Annotated in this window: 14 protein-coding genes and 1 pseudogene; 6 read left to right on the forward strand and 9 right to left on the reverse strand. The window is 45.4% G+C overall.

Going from position 1 to position 18,017, the window contains the following annotated elements:
* Positions 1 to 17 precede the first annotated feature (17 nt).
* Entirely contained in the window at positions 18 to 473 is a 456-nt protein-coding gene (locus EST55_RS06740) for a DUF3429 domain-containing protein (RefSeq protein WP_100691062.1), read from the forward strand.
* On the opposite strand, the gene EST55_RS06745 is transcribed toward EST55_RS06740, so the two are convergent.
* The 4 genes from EST55_RS06745 to katG form a co-directional block, all read right to left on the reverse strand.
* The gene (locus EST55_RS06745; RefSeq protein ID WP_129496915.1) at positions 470 to 2,692 is read right to left on the reverse strand and encodes a glycosyltransferase; all 2,223 of its coding nucleotides are present in this window, start codon (positions 2,690 to 2,692) and stop codon (positions 470 to 472) included. The two genes, EST55_RS06740 and EST55_RS06745, sit on opposite strands and share 4 nt — an antisense overlap.
* The gene (locus EST55_RS06750; protein ID WP_129496916.1) at positions 2,689 to 3,753 is read right to left on the reverse strand and encodes a lysylphosphatidylglycerol synthase transmembrane domain-containing protein; all 1,065 of its coding nucleotides are present in this window, start codon (positions 3,751 to 3,753) and stop codon (positions 2,689 to 2,691) included. Before EST55_RS06750 ends, EST55_RS06745 begins: the two co-directional genes overlap by 4 nt.
* 85 nt (positions 3,754 to 3,838) lie before the next feature.
* Positions 3,839 to 4,513 carry an SDR family oxidoreductase gene (locus EST55_RS06755; protein ID WP_129496917.1) on the reverse strand — a complete coding sequence of 225 codons (675 nt, stop codon included), beginning with the start codon at positions 4,511 to 4,513 and terminating at the stop codon, positions 3,839 to 3,841.
* Positions 4,514 to 4,522: 9 nt separating this feature from the next.
* Entirely contained in the window at positions 4,523 to 6,703 is a 2,181-nt protein-coding gene (katG, locus tag EST55_RS06760) for a catalase/peroxidase HPI (RefSeq protein WP_129496918.1), read from the reverse strand.
* A 187-nt stretch (positions 6,704 to 6,890) separates the two neighbouring features.
* On the opposite strand from katG, the gene EST55_RS06765 reads away from it, so the two are divergent.
* Positions 6,891 to 7,526, forward strand: a complete 636-nt coding sequence (locus tag EST55_RS06765; protein ID WP_129496919.1) for a class I SAM-dependent methyltransferase — start codon at positions 6,891 to 6,893, stop codon at positions 7,524 to 7,526.
* 3 nt (positions 7,527 to 7,529) lie between these two features.
* Here the strand turns inward: EST55_RS06765 and EST55_RS06770 are convergent, their stop codons facing one another.
* Positions 7,530 to 7,778 (reverse strand): hypothetical protein, encoded by a 249-nt coding sequence (locus tag EST55_RS06770; RefSeq protein WP_129496920.1) that lies wholly within the window; start codon positions 7,776 to 7,778, stop codon positions 7,530 to 7,532.
* Positions 7,779 to 7,920: 142 nt separating this feature from the next.
* On the opposite strand from EST55_RS06770, the pseudogene EST55_RS12360 reads away from it, so the two are divergent.
* Positions 7,921 to 8,370, forward strand: a pseudogene (locus EST55_RS12360) (DMT family transporter); the annotation flags it as partial.
* Positions 8,371 to 8,844: a DMT family transporter gene (locus EST55_RS12365; RefSeq protein WP_240665278.1), complete on the forward strand. Its 474-nt coding sequence runs from the start codon at positions 8,371 to 8,373 to the stop codon at positions 8,842 to 8,844.
* Positions 8,845 to 8,893: 49 nt separating this feature from the next.
* On the opposite strand, the gene EST55_RS06780 is transcribed toward EST55_RS12365, so the two are convergent.
* Entirely contained in the window at positions 8,894 to 9,184 is a 291-nt protein-coding gene (locus EST55_RS06780) for a coiled coil domain-containing protein (protein ID WP_129496921.1), read from the reverse strand.
* Between the two features lie 177 nt (positions 9,185 to 9,361).
* Between EST55_RS06780 and EST55_RS06785 the strand changes: the two genes are divergently transcribed.
* Positions 9,362 to 10,099 (forward strand): SDR family oxidoreductase, encoded by a 738-nt coding sequence (locus EST55_RS06785; RefSeq protein ID WP_100691071.1) that lies wholly within the window; start codon positions 9,362 to 9,364, stop codon positions 10,097 to 10,099.
* 49 nt (positions 10,100 to 10,148) lie between these two features.
* Here the strand turns inward: EST55_RS06785 and EST55_RS06790 are convergent, their stop codons facing one another.
* From EST55_RS06790 to EST55_RS06800, 3 genes are all read right to left on the reverse strand, one after another.
* The gene (locus tag EST55_RS06790) at positions 10,149 to 11,837 is read right to left on the reverse strand and encodes a sensor domain-containing diguanylate cyclase (protein ID WP_129496922.1); all 1,689 of its coding nucleotides are present in this window, start codon (positions 11,835 to 11,837) and stop codon (positions 10,149 to 10,151) included.
* Between the two features lie 135 nt (positions 11,838 to 11,972).
* A complete protein-coding gene (locus EST55_RS06795) occupies positions 11,973 to 14,741 on the reverse strand; it encodes an EAL domain-containing protein (protein ID WP_129496923.1) in 2,769 nt (922 codons plus the stop codon).
* Between the two features lie 3 nt (positions 14,742 to 14,744).
* A complete protein-coding gene (locus EST55_RS06800) occupies positions 14,745 to 16,325 on the reverse strand; it encodes a PAS domain-containing methyl-accepting chemotaxis protein (protein ID WP_129496924.1) in 1,581 nt (526 codons plus the stop codon).
* A gap of 314 nt (positions 16,326 to 16,639) precedes the next feature.
* Here EST55_RS06800 and EST55_RS06805 point away from each other — a divergent pair, with 314 nt between their 5' ends.
* The gene (locus EST55_RS06805; RefSeq protein WP_129496925.1) at positions 16,640 to 17,980 is read left to right on the forward strand and encodes a GGDEF domain-containing protein; all 1,341 of its coding nucleotides are present in this window, start codon (positions 16,640 to 16,642) and stop codon (positions 17,978 to 17,980) included.
* The last annotated feature ends 37 nt before the right edge of the window (positions 17,981 to 18,017 follow it).

The raw sequence follows: 18,017 nt of genomic DNA on the forward strand, positions 1-18,017 counted from the left end.
AAAAAGACTCGCTCATTATGAACACAGCCAAAAATAAGCTTATTTACACACTCGGATTTTTAGGACTTGTTCCATTTATTGTCAGCTCGCTTGCGGAGCTTATGCAGGTCGGTTCTATATTTGGCTTTCGGCCACTCAACTTGCTCATTACCTACGGTGCAATTATTTTGACGTTTCTTGGTGGTGTCCTGTGGGGACGCGCGCTGCACCGTGCGGAAAGTGAGCCAACGAATGCGCTGCTTATTCTGAGTAATGTCTTTGCCTTGCTTGCCTGGCTGACTCTATTACTCGACTCATCTGCTTGGTCGCTCGGCCTGCAAATGGCGGGATTTGCCATATTGCTTTTCTTTGAACAGAAGCTGGCAAGAAGCTCCGCCATGACGTCTTATATGGGGTATTACCGCATCCGCTTAATATTGACGTCAGCGGTAATCGTTTGCGAACTGTTAGTATTCGGAAACCATATTCTCTAATTCTTATGCTCATGATAACGAGCCAGGGTTTCCGCATAAATGTGACGGACATCCTGGCTAAAGCGTTCAACAGAGTATGCCTTGGCAAAATTTTCGGCGTTACCGGACAACTGCCCGAGCAGCTCTTCGTCGTTAAGAAGGCGTTCCACTCGTTCTAGCCAAACCGCTTGTCTCGCAGGCGTTTTGTAGCCGTTAAAGCCATCATCCACAACGTCGTCAATGCCACTGGAGCGCACCGCAACAACCGGCAAACCAGCCGCCATCGCTTCAAGAATAACCATACCCTGCGTTTCTGACTGAGACGCGAATAAGAAGGCGTCGCCTAGTTGATACCAGTTGGCCATTTTTTCCGGCGCCACGGAGCCGACTAACTGAATGGTTTGTTTTAAACCGAGCTCGTCAATTTTCGTTTGTAACCGCTGTTTCTGATGCCCATCGCCGACGATTAGCAGCCTGAACGGCTTGTCAGTGGCTTTTTTCAACTCTGCCAGCGCATCGATCATAAAGTCGATATTTTTCTCATTCGACAGCCGTGACACACTCACAAAAACCGTTTCGTCTTTTATTTTCAGTCGCTTTTTCAGCTTTTCAACTTCGGCTGGCTCTACGTGCTGGAAGCGGTCATATTCAATGCCTGTCGGCTGCACATAGGTCGGTGCCGTCACGCCTATCATGCGCAAGTATTCTTCTGTTGAGTCGGTTGGCACAATAACAGCGTCGCATTTGTTCGCAAAACGACGCACCAGAAAGTGCGCAATAATATTGCGGAACAGCGAGCCGGGTAAAAACACAAAGTGCGAGTAATGCTCCAGTCGCGTGTGGTAAGTATAAACGGCCGGTACTTTCAAGCGGCGCGCCATATAAACACCAAGCGAGCCGATCCAAAACGGGTGGTGAACATGAATAATATCCGGTTTAAACGCTTTAACTTTTTTACGCACCGCCGACGAGAAGATATTCGCAAAGCGAAACTCACTCTTTTCACCAAAAGAAAAAATAGACGGCATACGTATGACGTTTTTTTCTTTCTCTCGTTTACTCTTGTAGCGCGGCGCAACAATAAGCACCGTGTCTTTTAACTTTTCCAGGCCGCAGCGCAAACGCTCTATTGAAATAGGCACGCCACCAATGAACGGTAGGTAATTGTTGGTAAACATCGCCACTTTTAATTGGCGGCCTAACCATGGATCAGGGTCAATGTCGTAATCCGGGTAATAATCTTTTCCTACAAATACCGCATTGTAGAGCTTGGTACTAATAACCAGGAATACCGCGAGCAATAGAATGAAGTTTAAGTAGCCCACATAAAACAGAGAGTGAATGAAAAACCAGAAGCTCTCTAATTGCTTCAGTATTGGATGCTGACCAATTTCCAGTTCTTGTACGGAGTGCTCAACACTGCCGTCGGCATTCACGGTCACTTTTACGTAGTGATAAAAGCTTTCGTCCTGATTAAGAACCAACCCACCTGCACCACCGGTAGTAATATAAGGTATGCCATTTTGTTCACTCTCAGAGTACATAGAGATGTTGGAAGAGAACACACGATCGACGCCGTAATTACTGAGTGTTTGCTGCAGTGCAGATCGAAACTCAACGGGCTGCAGATAGTCTTCCTCTTCCGCGAGAATAAATTCATCCTCAGGCTCCACTGGAGGGTGCCCAATAAAAACGAAGCGGTGCTTTGAGGAATCCGCCTTTAAAATATCGTTAAGCCAGCGTAGCTGCCATTGCCATGGTGTTTTACCAGTACTGTCCAAAAATATTAAACGACTGTTTCCCGCGGTGAAACTGAAGAAATGCGGTCCATAGTGATCATAAAAACGAAAACTTCCAAACTCTTCGTATTCATTAGCGCCGAACGTCAGCAAATAGGGCATGTCCAAATGAGACAATGTGCCTCTCAAGGCACGGTATTTATCTTCCCCACCACCGCTCACCGCGTTACCAGCAGAAATAACAAAGTCGATATTGTCTTTGTTCAGCATAGGAATAATGCGGCGCTCGAATATCCCTACCGAGTTATTAATATTGCCGACAACTGCGAAACTATAACTGTCTTGACCTTCCAGACGTGCGCTAATGGCAGCCAGCTGATCTGTGTGTTCCGCCTTGAACTCTGAGGTGACCAAATTCAGGTAAATTTTATAACCAATAAGGCCAACGATAATGGCGATATTTAAGTAAAACAGGATTTTTAAAAGCTTCGTTTTTGTCATGATACATCCTGCTTTTGAACAGATTTAACGAGATACCTTTGCAGTACAACTAAGCCGACCAGCATTCCGAGATAAATCGTTAAAAATCGCCAACTGAACGTGACTAGCAATAAATGATTATTCGCCAAAATTTCATTAAAGAAACTGCCAAAAACACCTTCTGATATACCAGATGCGCCAGGGGTTGGGGCGAAATACATAATGAAGGTGGTAACGACCAACAAGCCTAAGCTGACAAGGTAATTGACATCATAACCCAGCCCCCACATTAGCAGTGCCGGGAAACTGAAAAGACTGATTAAAAATACAGCCGTAAAGACTACCGACATTGCAATAGCTGACTTAGAGCCTCTTAAGTATTCAGAGAAACTTCGGCTAAAACGCAGCATTTCCCGACGAGCTTTGTACTGCCATCGTTGATGCCGTGACTCGCTGATTAAGTTCAGCTTATGCAGACTTAAAAACAGCTTACTGAGTGGGCCAATCAGCCAGTGTGCTCTTAGCAGAACAATAGTGAAAAACGCCAAGTAGAGAACAATAAAGACCGCCAATGCGCCGCCAATATCGCTGATAAACGCCTCATGCTGCAAAGGGGCCAGAGTCAACAAAAACACCGGCGTTAGCGAAAATATAAAGAATATCGCCAATACGGTTCTAATGGTTGTCGCTGCGGTTGCTCTGCCTATAGGCACACCATGTCGGTGCAAAAACCACACTTGCGCAAAGCCGCCCCCCGTAGCCATAGGGGTAATGTTTGAGAAGAAAATATTAATGAACACCAGCTTGGCCATTGCTCTTTTGGGTATACGGTAGCCCAGCGCTCTTAAGGTGTAATAAAGTCGTAATCCATCGGCGGCAAAGTACACCATTAACAACAAAATAGTCAGGCTGATAACTTCCGGGGCAAATAGTCGAAAGTCGAAGGTAAGCTCGCGGTTAGAAAAGTGATCATAAATGGCGTAGAACCCAGCGGCTGTTAGCGCAATGAACAGCAATGCAAATAACGCGAGTCGCTTCCCTGAGGCTTGGGGCTTTTGCACATCCTTACTTTCGGTTGTCATGAATGATTCTCCACCCCTTCGTATCTGCCTGAGATTATGAGGGGGCGGAGAAAGTATGTCAAAACAAGACGTTAAGACTTGCCCGTTAATATGCCGGCATTAAGAATACTTCGCGCACACAGTTACGCGGGTTTGCGTTTATTGCGTAAAGTACCGCATCGGCAACATCATCCGGATCCAGCTTGTCTGGCTTAGGTTCATCAAAGAACGGCGTGTTCACCATCCCCGGAGCAATGGTAGTACAGCGACCATTCCATTCTTTCATTTCTTCGGCCAGGTTTTGTGCAAAGCCATGTACAAACCACTTCGTAGCGCCATACACCGAGCCTTTCAATGTAATGCGCCCGGCAGCAGAGCCCGTCATTAAGAAATGGCCGGTGGTTTTACGCAAGTGCGGCAACGTCAGCTTCGCCGTATAGAGAAGCCCGTTGACGTTCACATCCACCATCTGCTTCCATTCTTCCGGGTCGCCTTCTTCTGTTCCCGGCGTTGAAACACCGGTTCCCGCATTGGCGAACACCGCATCTAATTGACCAAACTTATCAACACCTTGTTTAACAGCCTGCTCAAGCTCATCATAGTTACCGGCATCGGCTGCAACACCAATAGCATTTTCAGAGCCAAATTCTTCAACCAGCGCATCCAACTTTTCTTTCCGACGAGCCGTTAGTATCAGTTTTAGCCCCTCTTTCGCCGCTTTACGCGCTGTCGCTTCACCGATGCCACTTGAGGCACCGGTAATCAGTAGTACTTTCGACATGCTTCCTCCTTAAGCTAAATCAAATCGGTCGGCATTCATGACTTTCGTCCAGGCTTTCACAAAGTCTTTCACAAACTTCTCCTGGTTGTCGTCCTGAGCGTAAAGCTCTGAATAAGAACGCAGAATAGAGTTTGAACCGAAGACTAAATCAATGCGATTCGCTGTCCACTTAAGCTCGTCCGTTTTGCGGTCGCGAACTTCATAGTGGTCGCCCGCCTTTTTCCAAACGTTGTTCATGTCGGTCAGGTTAACGAAGAAGTCATTCGTTAATACGCCGACACGATCCGTAAATACACCGTGCTTAGACTCGCCGTAGTTCGCACCTAACGCGCGCATCCCGCCAACAAGAACCGTCATTTCTGGCGCTGTTAAGCCCATTAATTGAGTTCTGTCGAGCATTAACTCTTCTGCAGGCACGTTGTAATCTTTCTTCAAGTAATTGCGATAACCATCATGCAACGGCTCTAACGCATCGAAGCTTTCGGCGTCAGTCTGTTCGTCTGTTGCGTCACCACGACCCGGAGCAAACGGCACAGTAATATTGTAGCCTGCCTCTTTCGCTGCTTTTTCAACCGCTGCGGTACCGCCCAGAACAATCAAATCAGCAAGGCTTACTTTCTTGTCCAGTGATGACTGCACCTCTTCCAGTTTTGCCAATACTTTTTGCAGTTTTTCCGGCTCATTACCGTGCCAGTCTTTCTGCGGCGCTAAACGGATACGGGCACCGTTTGCACCACCACGGAAGTCTGAGCCACGGAATGTACGCGCGCTGTCCCATGCGGTAGAAATTAGCTCGTAAGAGGTTAAACCGCTGTTTAGCAACTTGTCTTTCAGGTCAGCAATTTCTGTTTCACTCAGCGTGTAATCCACTTTTGGAATCGGATCCTGCCAAATTAGGTCTTCTTCTGGCACGTCCGGTCCTAAATAACGATCTTTGGGACCTAAGTCGCGGTGTGTCAGTTTGAACCAAGCACGCGCGAATACCTCTGCGAAGTACTCTGGGTCTTTGTAGAACTTCTCCGCAATTTTGCGGTAGTCAGGGTCCATCTTCATCGCCATATCAGCGTCGGTCATAATCGGGTTACGACGGATAGACGGGTCTTCCACATCGACCGGTTTGTCTTCCTCTTTAATGTCTATCGGCTCCCATTGCCATGCGCCAGCAGGGCTCTTCTTAAGCTCCCACTCGTAGTTGAACAGCAAGTAGAAATAGCCGTTGTCCCACTTGGTTGGCTCTGTGGTCCAAGCACCTTCAATGCCACTGGTTACCGTGTCGCGACCCATACCTTTGCCGCCGCTGTTGCGCCAGCCAAAACCTTGCTCTTCAACGTCTGCCGCTTCTGGCTCAGGACCTAAATTTTCTTCTTTGCCATTACCGTGGCACTTACCGACCGTATGACCACCCGCGGTTAGCGCACAGGTTTCTTCGTCGTTCATCGCCATGCGTTTAAACGTTTCGCGCACGTCTTTAGCGGTACGCAATGGATCAGGGTTGCCGTCAACGCCTTCCGGATTCACGTAAATTAAGCCCATTTGTACAGCAGCTAATGGGTTTTCCAGAGAGTCACGTTCTTGGTCCGAGTCGTAACGGTTTTTGGTCGCATCCAACCACTCTTTTTCACTGCCCCAGTAAATATCTTCTTCAGGGTGCCAGATGTCTTCGCGGCCGCCTGCAAAACCAAAGGTTTTAAGACCCATCGACTCATAAGCCATGTTGCCGGCCAGAATGAATAAGTCCGCCCACGACAGTTTGTTGCCGTATTTCTTCTTAATCGGCCATAACAGACGGCGAGCTTTGTCCAGGCTGACGTTATCTGGCCAACTGTTTAACGGGGCGAAGCGTTGGTTACCCGTTCCGCCGCCACCACGACCATCCGCTAAGCGGTACGAGCCAGCCGAATGCCAAGCCATACGAATCATTAGACCACCGTAGTGTCCCCAGTCAGCTGGCCACCAGTCCTGGCTGTCGGTCATGAGGTCTTTTAAGTCTTGCTTTAATTCTTCTAAATTAATTTTTTTGAATTCTTCTGCGTAGTTGAAGTCTTCGTCCATTGGATTGGCTTTTGTGTCGTGCTGGCGCAGAATTTCCAGCTTCAATGAATTAGGCCACCAATGCGTATTGGTTTTCTTAGCAGACGTCATGCTGCCATGCATAATTGGGCATTTACCGCCACCGTTTGAGCTACTCATTACGTCTTCCTTCTTTCTAGTGAACTATTAACTTTGTTGTAATAGTTATAGCAACGGTTTGCTAATGCCTCCAAGGCAACATACCGTTTGCTTTAATAGGTTTTATAGATACAGCTCAAAGAAAGGAAAAGATCGAATGAGTCGCGTCGCCTTTTGACAAAACTTCAAACTGACATACCATACGTCTATGAACTGCACCTTATGCCATGCACCAGCTACTTTCTTTTGTGAAGACAAAAAGCGCCCGTACTTTCGCTGTACTGAGTGTGACTTAGTCTTTGCCTCCCCCGACAGTTACCTGAACGATAGCGACGAAAAAGCGATTTATGACTTTCACGAAAACGATCCTAATGACGATCGCTACCGCCAGTTTCTAAACCAGCTGGCAACGCCACTTCTCGGTAAACTTTCTGCTGGTATGGAAGGTTTGGATTTTGGCTGTGGGCCTGGTCCAGTTCTTAACCTGATGATGGAAGAACATGGTATGAGTATGTCGGTATACGACATTTACTATGTCCCAGACAAGAACAAGGTAGCTCGTCAATACGACTTTGTGACCAGTACGGAAGTTGTCGAACACTTCTATAAACCCAGTGAAGCCTGGCCCCAGCTGGTTGGCTTAGTCAAGCGTGGCGGATGGCTCGGTATTATGACATCCATGTTTACCAGAGAGTTGCCTGAATTCTTTAAGCAGTGGCAATATAAAAACGATCCGACACATGTTAGTTTCTATTCGCCCAAAACTATGCATTGGATAGCAAAACAATTTGCGCTAGACATTGAAATAGTCAGCAACCGGATTATTTTACTCCAACGGCGCTAGTTATTAACGCCACAAACCGAATAATATTTTATCCGAACTGTTCGCTACCATTAAAAACGCCAAAACAAACCAAGTGCCCAATACCCACCAAAACGCGGTCCAGGACATCCAGGCAAGCTCCAGAAACAACAAATCGAACACACCCACAATCAGCATCGACAGTAAAATTGAGGGCAAAAGCACGAGAAAGATGACACCCAGTGTCAGGGGAATAGCGCTAAGTGTTTTTAACCAATTAATGAGGCGTTGCATATGAACTTACTGTTAATTAAAAGTGTCCGCAAACGTACCTCGCTCGCGCGGATATATCAACTTAAAACGCAGCGTTTGCCGGTTCGACAAGTTTTTTAAGCACGACTACACTTTTGAGTAAATACGTAAGGAGTGCAACGGCTTGAGGCAACCGATCCGAACGCATAAAAATTTACGTAAAATTCGCGCCAAAACGCCAAACAGCGGTACCTTTTTAGTGTTCTCAGCGGCTATCTGCTGGGGGCTTTCCGGAGGTATCGCCGGCCTTCTCATTGAGGAAGGATGGGGTCCTTTCCTAATATCATTTTATCGTGCGGCTATAGGACTAATAGCCTTTTCAAGTTGGTTAATTTTAGCGCCAGCAAAGAGCGGGCTGCATAAAAAAAAGCTATGGTTATGGTCTCTCCTTGCGGGACTCGGGGTTGCCGGAAACTTCTCGTTTTATTTTCTCAGTATTTCTGAGAGCGGTGTATCTATAGCGGCAACCCTAATGTATTGCGCCCCCATATTCGTCTATTTACTCTCATTTCTTTTAAAACTCGAGAAACCAACATTCCTAAAATTTATTGGTATAGGTTTCGTTGTCGTAGGCGTGACGCTTCTGACGGAAGTCTATAAAGCCGACGGCTCAAATATGAATGTATTGGGGATCCTTTTTGGGCTGCTCGCGGGAGCCTCTCTCGCCCTATTCATTTTTTCCTTTAAGTACGCAACCCGTCACGGTAGTCCACAATCTATTTTGTCGATTTCATTTTTAGTGGTTCTGATAACGTTATTCGTACCTAGTCAGCCATCAAGTATTATTGCCGCTTTAGTATCAGAGCAGCTTCCGCTGCTGATTTTGCTTGGTGTGTTAGGTGGTGGTACGTCCTTCATTCTCTATTTGTTCGGACTACGCAAAACCGCTCCGGCAATTGCCTCTGTTGTGGCTTTGGCTGAACCGATTTCAGCATCGTTGTTCGGTGTGGTTGTGTTAGGAGATCAGTTAGCCATAGCGCAGCTGACCGGCATCGTCATTATTTTAGTGACAGTAACGGTATTAAGCGTGGCGTCGTCTCGACGTTAACCTCATCAAAAGAAAGTAGGGATACTGCGCCCCACTTCCGAAGCAATGGTTAGTTTTTGAACTCGCTACTTGCCGCTTTAACGGCGGTCGTTAAAGACTGGGTGGCTGATTCAAGACCCTTACTAATATCAGACCAAGCGTTCTCACTCGACTTTTTTAAACCTTCCAGCTTTTCTTCTGCCTGCTCTTTTAATGCTTCAAGTTCGCTAATTTTCTCTTCATATTTTATTTGAGTATCAGCCTCTGACTGCTTAGCCTTTGCTTTTAACCGATCAATTTCTGCTTTCATTTCCTCGATCTTAGCTTCGTGCTTTTTCTCAAATGCATCTTTATTACTCATGCATACCTCCAAGCTTTTATTGAATAATAAACAACCTGTCTCTTATGAGTATGGTCAGCGCATCGAAAACGATCAAGGCAACGTTTATTTCGCTAACTGAAAAAGAGCCTTCCAACTAAGTAATCCAAACACAGCTGAATTCGTAGACATAAGAACAGTTTAAAAACGGAGAATGTTATGTCTGAAGTAGCAGGAAAAGTAGTTGTTATTACCGGCGCGAGTAGTGGTTTAGGTGAAGCCACCGCAAAAATGCTGGCAGAGAAAGGAGCTAAGCTAGTGCTGGGCGCACGACGCGAGAAACGGTTACAACAGCTGGTTAATGACATTACAAGCGATGGCGGTGAAGCCATTTATAAGACCGTTGACGTCACTAAGCGCGGCGAGGTAGAAGCCTTGGCCGATGCTGCGCTTGATAAATTTGGGCGCATTGATGTGCTCGTCAACAACGCCGGTCTAATGCCACTGGCTCCACTGGATGAGCTCAAAGTTGATGAATGGGATCAGATGATTGATGTGAACATAAAAGGTGTCATGTATGGTGTTGGCGCTGTGTTACCCACCATGCGCAAACAGGAAAGCGGTCATATTATCAATTTATCATCAGTCGCTGGCCACGTCGTATTCCCCGGCGCCACGGTTTACTGTGCAACCAAATTCGCTGTTAAAGCGATCAGCGAAGGCATTCGTCAGGAATCTAATGGCCAAATTCGCTCAACCAACATTTCGCCGGGGGCAGTAGCCACCGAGTTGACGGATCATATTTCGCATAAAGATTCGAAAGAAATGGCAGATGATTTATACAATGACGCCATTGATTCGGACTCAATAGCCAGAGCAATTACTTTTGCTATTGAGCAGCCCGGTGAGGTTGATGTGAATGAAATGGTTATTCGTCCTACTAAGCAAGAGCTATAAATAAACGATAGAGGGCGGTTAAGCACCGCCCTTCTTTTTAGCAAAAAAATTATTTGCCAGTCGACTCAAACAAACTTTTATCAGCTACAACAACTTGGTTTCGACCATTTGTTTTACCTTTGTACAACGCCCTATCCGCAATTTGCAGTAAATGTTCTTGGCTTGAAATTTGCTCTTGCTCTGAAACAGTCACTAAGCCAAAGGTGGCACTAATTGCAATGTCTTGATTTTCATAGTTAATGCTCAGACTCGCAATAAGCGTTCTTATTTTTTCGGCAACTTGAAATGCTTCTTCTTTATCGGTTTCAGGAAGTAGTACGGCAAATTCCTCACCACCAACCCGGGCAAAAACATCTTCCTTACGAAGCTCGACTTTTATAGCTGCCGTCACCTCTGATAAGACTTTGTCTCCGGCTGCATGACCATAGTTATCATTTACTCGTTTAAAGTGGTCAAGGTCGAAACTTATCAGCGAAAGGGGCTTTTTATAGCGAGAGTAGCGGTTAAACTCTCTATCCATCGCTTTATTAAATGCTCGGCGATTCCCAATTTGGGTTAGGGGGTCAATAACAGCCTGCTGCTGTAATTTTAACTCAAGATTTTTTTGTTCAGTAATATCTCGAACTGTACCAATTAGCGTAATACCGTCGCTCTGTAGCTCTGCAAGTTCGTGCACCCAGATCAGGCTGCCATCACGAGTTGTCATTCGGTGTTGAACGTCGTGAATCCCTGTCTTCTGAGCTCTCTCTTCGCTACGAGCAACGGATGTCATGTCTTCATCGGGAACCAAACTTCTAAAGAGCTCGACAGACGGTTCAAGTTCGCCTCGTTCATAACCCAGAATTTCATAAACCATATCCGACCAATAAAGTTCACCCGACGCCATATTGGCTTCCCAGTGACCTGTCCGTGCGATTCTCTGGGCCAACTTTAAGTTGGCTTGGCTTTTCTCGAGCTCTAGCTCGAGGTTTTTACGTTCAGTAATATCGATGATCATGCCATACCAAAGCGTTGATTCATCAATACCTGATTGCGGTCTAGCGTGCCCGAAAACCCATCGAGTCTTACCAGAATGAATAACTCGATACTCACAAATCCAGTCAACACCTCTTTCAGCAGACTCCGTAATTGTCTTTGCTACGCGAGGCAAGTCATCTGGGTGAATAACATCAAACACCGATGATGCATCATGTTTAACGGCTTCAGGTGATACACCGTAAATGTGGCGTAGTCCTTGACTAGCAAATGGAAAGCATGAGCTGCCGTCAGGACGCTGCTCATATTGATAGACCACACCAGGTAAGAGATCGGCAAAAGCTTCAAAACGCTGGCTAAGTTCTTTTAGTCCACTAATATCGATGTGGGTGCCAACCACCCACTCAGGTTTACCATCGGCGGTTCGGGAAACAAGTTTTCCATAGTCCCGCACCCAAACCCAGTGCCCATCTTTGTGACGCATCCGAGCTTCACATTCGTAAAAGCTGCGTTTGCCATCAAAGTGTTCGTTCAGAATTTTATCGGAGACTTGTCCATCTTCGGCGTGGACATACTCTAGCCACGTCTCGATAGAAAGAGGTTTTAACTCGTCTAACGTATATCCAATAATCTCAGCCCAGCGCTCGTTAAAGTAGCACTCTCCGGTTTGCACATTCCATTCCCATGTTCCTGCTTGAGTCGCTTCAAGCATCATCATGAGACGATCGGTCAATGGAAGGTTTTGATATTTTCCGTAGGGCATCTGGAACCTTGTTTGCTATTAATTCTTAGCAATTATCTCAGATTGCGAAAAACAATTCACTGGCATCAAGTAAGCTTTTAAACGCTGTTTCATTCAAAATAAACGGCGAGTTTGTTTATTAAGATGGGACTTTTACTAATGCGTTATTTCTGCTTTTGGCTCAGCAATAAAATACCCTTGAGCATAATCCACCCCGATTTCCGTCAGGGTCACTAAGGTTTCCCTATCACACACAAACTCAGCAATCGTCTTAATGTTTAACCCCCTGGCTAAGTCGACAATGCTTCGAGCAACATGGAGACTGTTTTTGTTCGTGCATATCGATTTAATAATAGAGCCATCTATTTTTATATAGTCAGGCTTCATCTCAACTAAGTAGACAAAATTTGAGTACCCACTACCAAAATCATCAATGGCAACCTTTGCGCCAAACGAACGAATATGATGAATAAATCGATTCATCGCATTAAAGTCTTTTATAGATTCGGTTTCCGTCATTTCAAAAATGATCTTAGCTTCAGGGTTCCCCTGCAAGGCATCGGTAATATAGTTAACGGTCTCCCTATTAAGAATATCCTGACTCGCTAAATTGACTGAAATAGGACACCGAGAAAGAATGGACTGCTTGACGGCAAAGCCGACCATTAACCGGGTTAGCTGAGGGTAATAACGTGTTTTCTTTAAATAGTTCAAAAACACCCCAGGAGAAACCACCTCGCCATTACGTAACTGAATTCTGGCTAAAGCCTCGTACTTATTTGGCAGCGGATTCTCAGCAACTGTCGCGACCTCCTGAAAGTACGGAAGAACTCTTTCTTCCTGTAAGGCAAGCCTTACTTCTTCTAACCAAAAGTAGAAGTTATTTGCCTGCGAGTCCTCTGTTTTAATAATTATGCTTGTAATAAAGTGTTCATTTTTCGCTTCGATAGCAGCACTCTCAGCATAAGCTAAGGCTCGCTTTGAAGAGGCGCCTATACCAATTGAGAAATTAATTTCATGGTGGTGTTCGTCAATAACGATATCCGATAACTCGAGTGCGTCTTTAATACGCAGTACCTGGCTTCTGAAAGCCTCAGTGGAAATTGGTTTAAGGGGTCTGAGCGCAAATACCGCACCGTTAATATGGTAAACCTTAAGCGAGTCATTCATACAGCATGATCGCAGCCGCTCCGCTATCCCCTTAATGATAAAATCACCATGGTTAACCCCCCAGTAGTCATTAAGTACCTTGAAGTTCTTCACATCCAAGATAGCCACACAGTCAACCGGCGTTCGTTCCAAGTCCCTTGAGAGCTTTGCTCGGTTTGGTAGTTGAGTCAATGTGTCAATATTGTGCTTCTGGATGGTTTTTCTGGCCGTGACGATGTCAGTCACATCGTTGCGAATGCTAAAAAACTCCTTTATTTCACCACTTGCATCCGTGATGGGATAAATCACTGTTTTTACATAGTATGAAGAGCCATCTTTGCGGCGGTTACGAAGAAGTCCCTGCCAGCGTTTTTTCGCGGTGATGGTGTGCCACAACTGCTGAAACACCCTGTCTTTCATTTTAGGATGTCTAATGACGCTATGGGTATTACCGATTAGCTCATTAGCGCCATAGCCGCTTACTTGTTCAAACTTTTTATTAACATAGGTAATGACACCCATTGAATTGGTGACCGATATGATAGAGCTCTTGCTTAACGCGCGTTGGTGCTGCTGCAGGGAAAAAAGCAGCTCTTCGTGCTCCAGGCTCGCTTTACTCGCTAAATTTGCTAATGCTTGAGTTGAATTTGGCAACGACTGCTGTGTGGTTTTCTTACAGGATCGTTTAAGTGGTTCTTCGCTAAGCTGCAAAACTGTGGTACTCAAGTTTAACAGTTCCGTTTTACCCTCAATGGTTGAAAATTCACCGTAAAAAAAGCCCCCAATAGCCGATGTCTTTGCTGCTACTCTTTCAACCTCTTCACTCATACGCCCTCTTAAGAAGGAGCGTCTGGCAGCACATGCAAAAGTTAGCGTACAAACATTCGGTTGCGGTTCAAATTCAGGCGTTGACGCCAAAATGGCCGATACGTCTGCAAAAGAAAACGAGACTTTGTCGCCCTCTTTAACAGTGCCCGCGTACTTTATACCGCTTTGACAATGCGTATAACCGATAGGTGCTCGCAAGACAAAGCACTCCCGACGGCGAATCATCAAGGGAAACTCAATAACATTTCTGGGGAACTGCTCCGCAATATGTTCGCCAATATACTCTTGATAGACCGTAAGAATAGGCTTTCTATCGAGCTCATACACATGGTTTCCGGCCGCTTTAGTTACGGTAAACGTTTTCCCTATCGGTCTCCACCCCTGATAGCTGTCCACAGAAAAATGTAGATTCTCACCATATAAAAACGCACACACAGAGCCAGCCTTTAGAATTCGGTCTCCAGCTATTGTGTATGCCGATTGAAACTGACCGTTATCAGCGGCAACCCCACCGGCAACGCAGCAGTCCGGGTTCGCTGCCGACAAATGCTCAATAACCTTATCTGGGTTTACGCTAAAGGCATTAACATAAATAATGGCCACTTTTGGGGAAGCCCCGGATAAAAATGGGAGGTTTAACTCACCTTCTTGAGTTGTCATTTCATCAAGAGGGGTAACGACTACCTCAGTTCCTTTATTAAAAAGGCAGAACTGTAAGGCGACTGAATTTGAGTAGCACTGCCCTTGAACTATTTCTCCGCACGTTGACGAGCCAATGATTGAGAATTCGGGCAAGAGTCGCCTCAATCGCTTTAAAATTGGCGCAATTTGTTCTTCGTTAACGCCCGAAGCCACCTGCACCATACCTCGCTCATTTCTAAGCCTGTGCCGATCAATAAAACTCGTTAATTGCTCATTACTAACAAAGCGATGCGTTAACTGCTGCATAAGCTAACCATGTTGTTGGCTTTCCCAAAACTGGGCGGTCAGTTGTTCAAGGCGGTTAGTAATAGCGACCGTTGCGTTGCTAACATCGCTACTCAACTTTACTGCCTCCAAGTTTTGCTCAGCATTCGTCCTTATCGAGCCAATACTGGTATTAATTTCCTGAGCCGCTATGCCCTGGTCTTTCATCGCGGTGGCTATCTGCTGGCTCATAGTTGAAATCTGTGTGATGGCGGCCACTATCTGCTCAAGATTCTCAGCAGTTTGAGAGCTTTTCTCGGCACTCTCAGCAGCCATTTGTTCACCGTCACTCATCGCTTTAACGGCTTTGTTAACACCCGTTTGAAGTTGCTCGATAACGGTACGTATTTCTTCCGTTGCATCCTGAGTTCTATTCGCCAAAGATCGAACCTCTCCTGCAACCACAGCAAAGCCGCGCCCTGTTTCTCCGGCCCTGGCTGCCTCGATAGCTGCGTTTAGCGCCAGCAAATTTGTTTGCTCTGCAATTCCCGTTATAACGTTAAGGATATTTTCGATACTGCCGCTATTCTGTGAAACTTCATTAATCAGTTGTGCCGTTTTACTTATTTGATTCTTAAGTAAGTTAACCGATTGAGAGTTCTCATTAACAGTTACCTTCCCCTGAGTCGCTACCCGATGACCATTGCTGGAGGCGTCAGCTGCCTCATTCGCATGATTAGCCACGCTGTGTATTGAGTTGGTTATTTGATCAATAGCGGCAGACACAAGCTCGGTCTGCTCAAACTGCTCTTTCGTGCCAGTTTCCGACTGAACAACCGCGCTACTTAAACTATCGGTGCTTTCTGATAAAGCGCCGGACATGTCATTTATTCTGCCAACAAGAGCTGCATTTTCAGATTCCAGCTTTTTAATCGCGAGCAGAATTGACCCTGCTTCATCAGACCGTCCTGTATAAACGAACCTTGCAACCGGGTCGTTGGATATCTTTACACAAGCAGCGACGGCATTTTGTATTGGTTTCAAAAGAGTCAAAATTACGGCAAAAACAATAGCCGAGCTCACCAACGATGCGAACCAAAACGTGAGTAATCCGGCTCCTAAAAGATAAGCGGCCGATGGCACAATAAAAGATAAAGAAAAAGCCATCGCTAACTTTACTGGAAAGGGTACAGGCTGCTTCGTTTTTCGATGGTTAGCGCCCTTATTTATACACTCGTAAACAGCCTTTGCCCGCTCTACAAATTCAGGCTTAGCTTTACGACGAACCGACTGATACTCCTCTACTTTGCCTTCTTTCTTTATCGGTGTAGCGTAGGCATCGACCCAATAGTGATCACCGTTTTTGCAACGATTTTTAACAATACCCATCCATGACCGTTCAGCTCTCAAATCGGACCAAAACATTTTAAAAACGGATGGAGGCATTTCTGGGTGCCGGACGATGTTGTGGCTTTGACCTATCAGCTCATCTTGGGAAAACCCACTAATGTCAACAAAGTCCTGATTTATATAGGATATCTGCCCTCTTAAATTCGTCGTTGATAAAATATTCGCTCTATTTGAAAACTCTTGTTCTACTCCCGTTATTGGAAGATTTTGTTTCATAAAGGCATCCCAAAGCTGCGAAGTATTCAGCGCACTTCAAATTGTTAAAAAAACGTATAAAAATTAGCTATCTTTTTAATAACTTGTTAACTGATTGCGACAAGCTGCATAATAACCACGTTAAAAGTAAGGTTATATGATTTAGATCAAAATTCCTTTCAAATGTGCAAGGCAACGGTTAAAACGTCATCGCTAAATCGGCAGCTAAAGAAGAGTAATAACCAGGCTGGAATCATGGTAAATTTGAGTTTCAATACGCTTGAGCTTTTTACAATGCAGTGCCAGCCTAAAATTTGTTAAGGATAAAGTAATAGATGTTTCTTGATCAGCTAAAACAGGATTACGCCATCACGCTAAAGAGCGTGACTCAGTCAACTCGTCAACAGATCGCAAGAAACGTCTGTCAGATTAAAACGGAACTGGCTGAATCTTTTTATGAGGTGATGCTTTCTCATAAAGAGGCCTCTCAGTATTTAGACAACCAAGTCGTACAGACACGCCTTAAAGGCTCACTCCAAACTTGGCTCACAAAGCTTTTCGATCCAAATGTGGGAGAGGAAGACCTGGATAATACCATTCAGACCCAGCTTCACATCGGCGAAGTACACGGTCGAATTAATATCCCCGTACATTTGGTTTCAAGAGGCGGCAGAGTATTGAAGCAGGAATATTTAAATCGACACGCTCCATCAATTGAAGATTTTAACTTCTTTTCACAGCTTATCGATACAGCCTTAGAGATCATGTCAATTGCGTATCATAAAAACAGTGAGCGAAATAGCCGAGAAGAAGAGGCATACCGACTGTTCTCAATTACCCAAAATATCGGTCGCGAGAAAGAGTTTCAGCGTGCAGCATTGCTGGATTGGGAAAATGAATTGCTTTATTCGTATGCTGAAGCCGATGGTAAAAATAAAGTCATGCGCATTACACAGTCCGAATTTGGACTCTGGTTCCGTCACAAAGGCCTGCATGCCTTTGAGGGAGCGCCTGAATGTAACCAGGTGCTGGAGCAAATGGAGAATATCGATAACAACCTTCTTCCGACGTTAGAAGGTGATGCACGCCCGACCATCAAGCATATACGCGAATTACGGGCTGCGTTGAAAAACGTGCTTTATTGCGTTGATAGCCTGTTCCAAAGAAGTGAAGAGCTGGAGGCAGGAAAAGACGTTCTTACCCGGTTACTTAACCGTAAGTTTCTGCCGGCCGTTATGTCAAAGCAACTTGAGATGGCGCGACGACGCGGAGAAAAATACGCCGCACTCATTATAGACGTTGATCACTTCAAGAAAATTAATGATACCTATGGTCATGACAACGGCGATCGTGTTTTACAGCAACTGGCTGTTTTACTGACGAATACCACCCGAAGCGGGGATTATACGTTTCGGCTCGGAGGTGAAGAATTCATGGTCTTACTCGTCGATGTTGATGAGAAAAGAGCGCAAATGTTAGCGGAAAAAATACGAGCGGCCGTTTTCAAAGAAAGTTTTCAATTATTAGACGGACAAACAATAGACGTCACCGTCAGTATCGGTATCTCCGTTTACTCTGGTCATCCGGACTACCAGTACGATTTGACTCGCGCAGACGAAGCGCTTTTCAAAGCGAAGCAAAGCGGTCGAAATAGAGCGGTTTTAGCGACCGGGTAATGAAACGACTTCTACCAAACTTAATTTAAAAACAACA

Origin of the sequence: Idiomarina sp. 29L, assembly GCF_004123135.1 — a bacterium.
Taxonomy (GTDB): Bacteria; Pseudomonadota; Gammaproteobacteria; order Enterobacterales; family Alteromonadaceae; genus Idiomarina.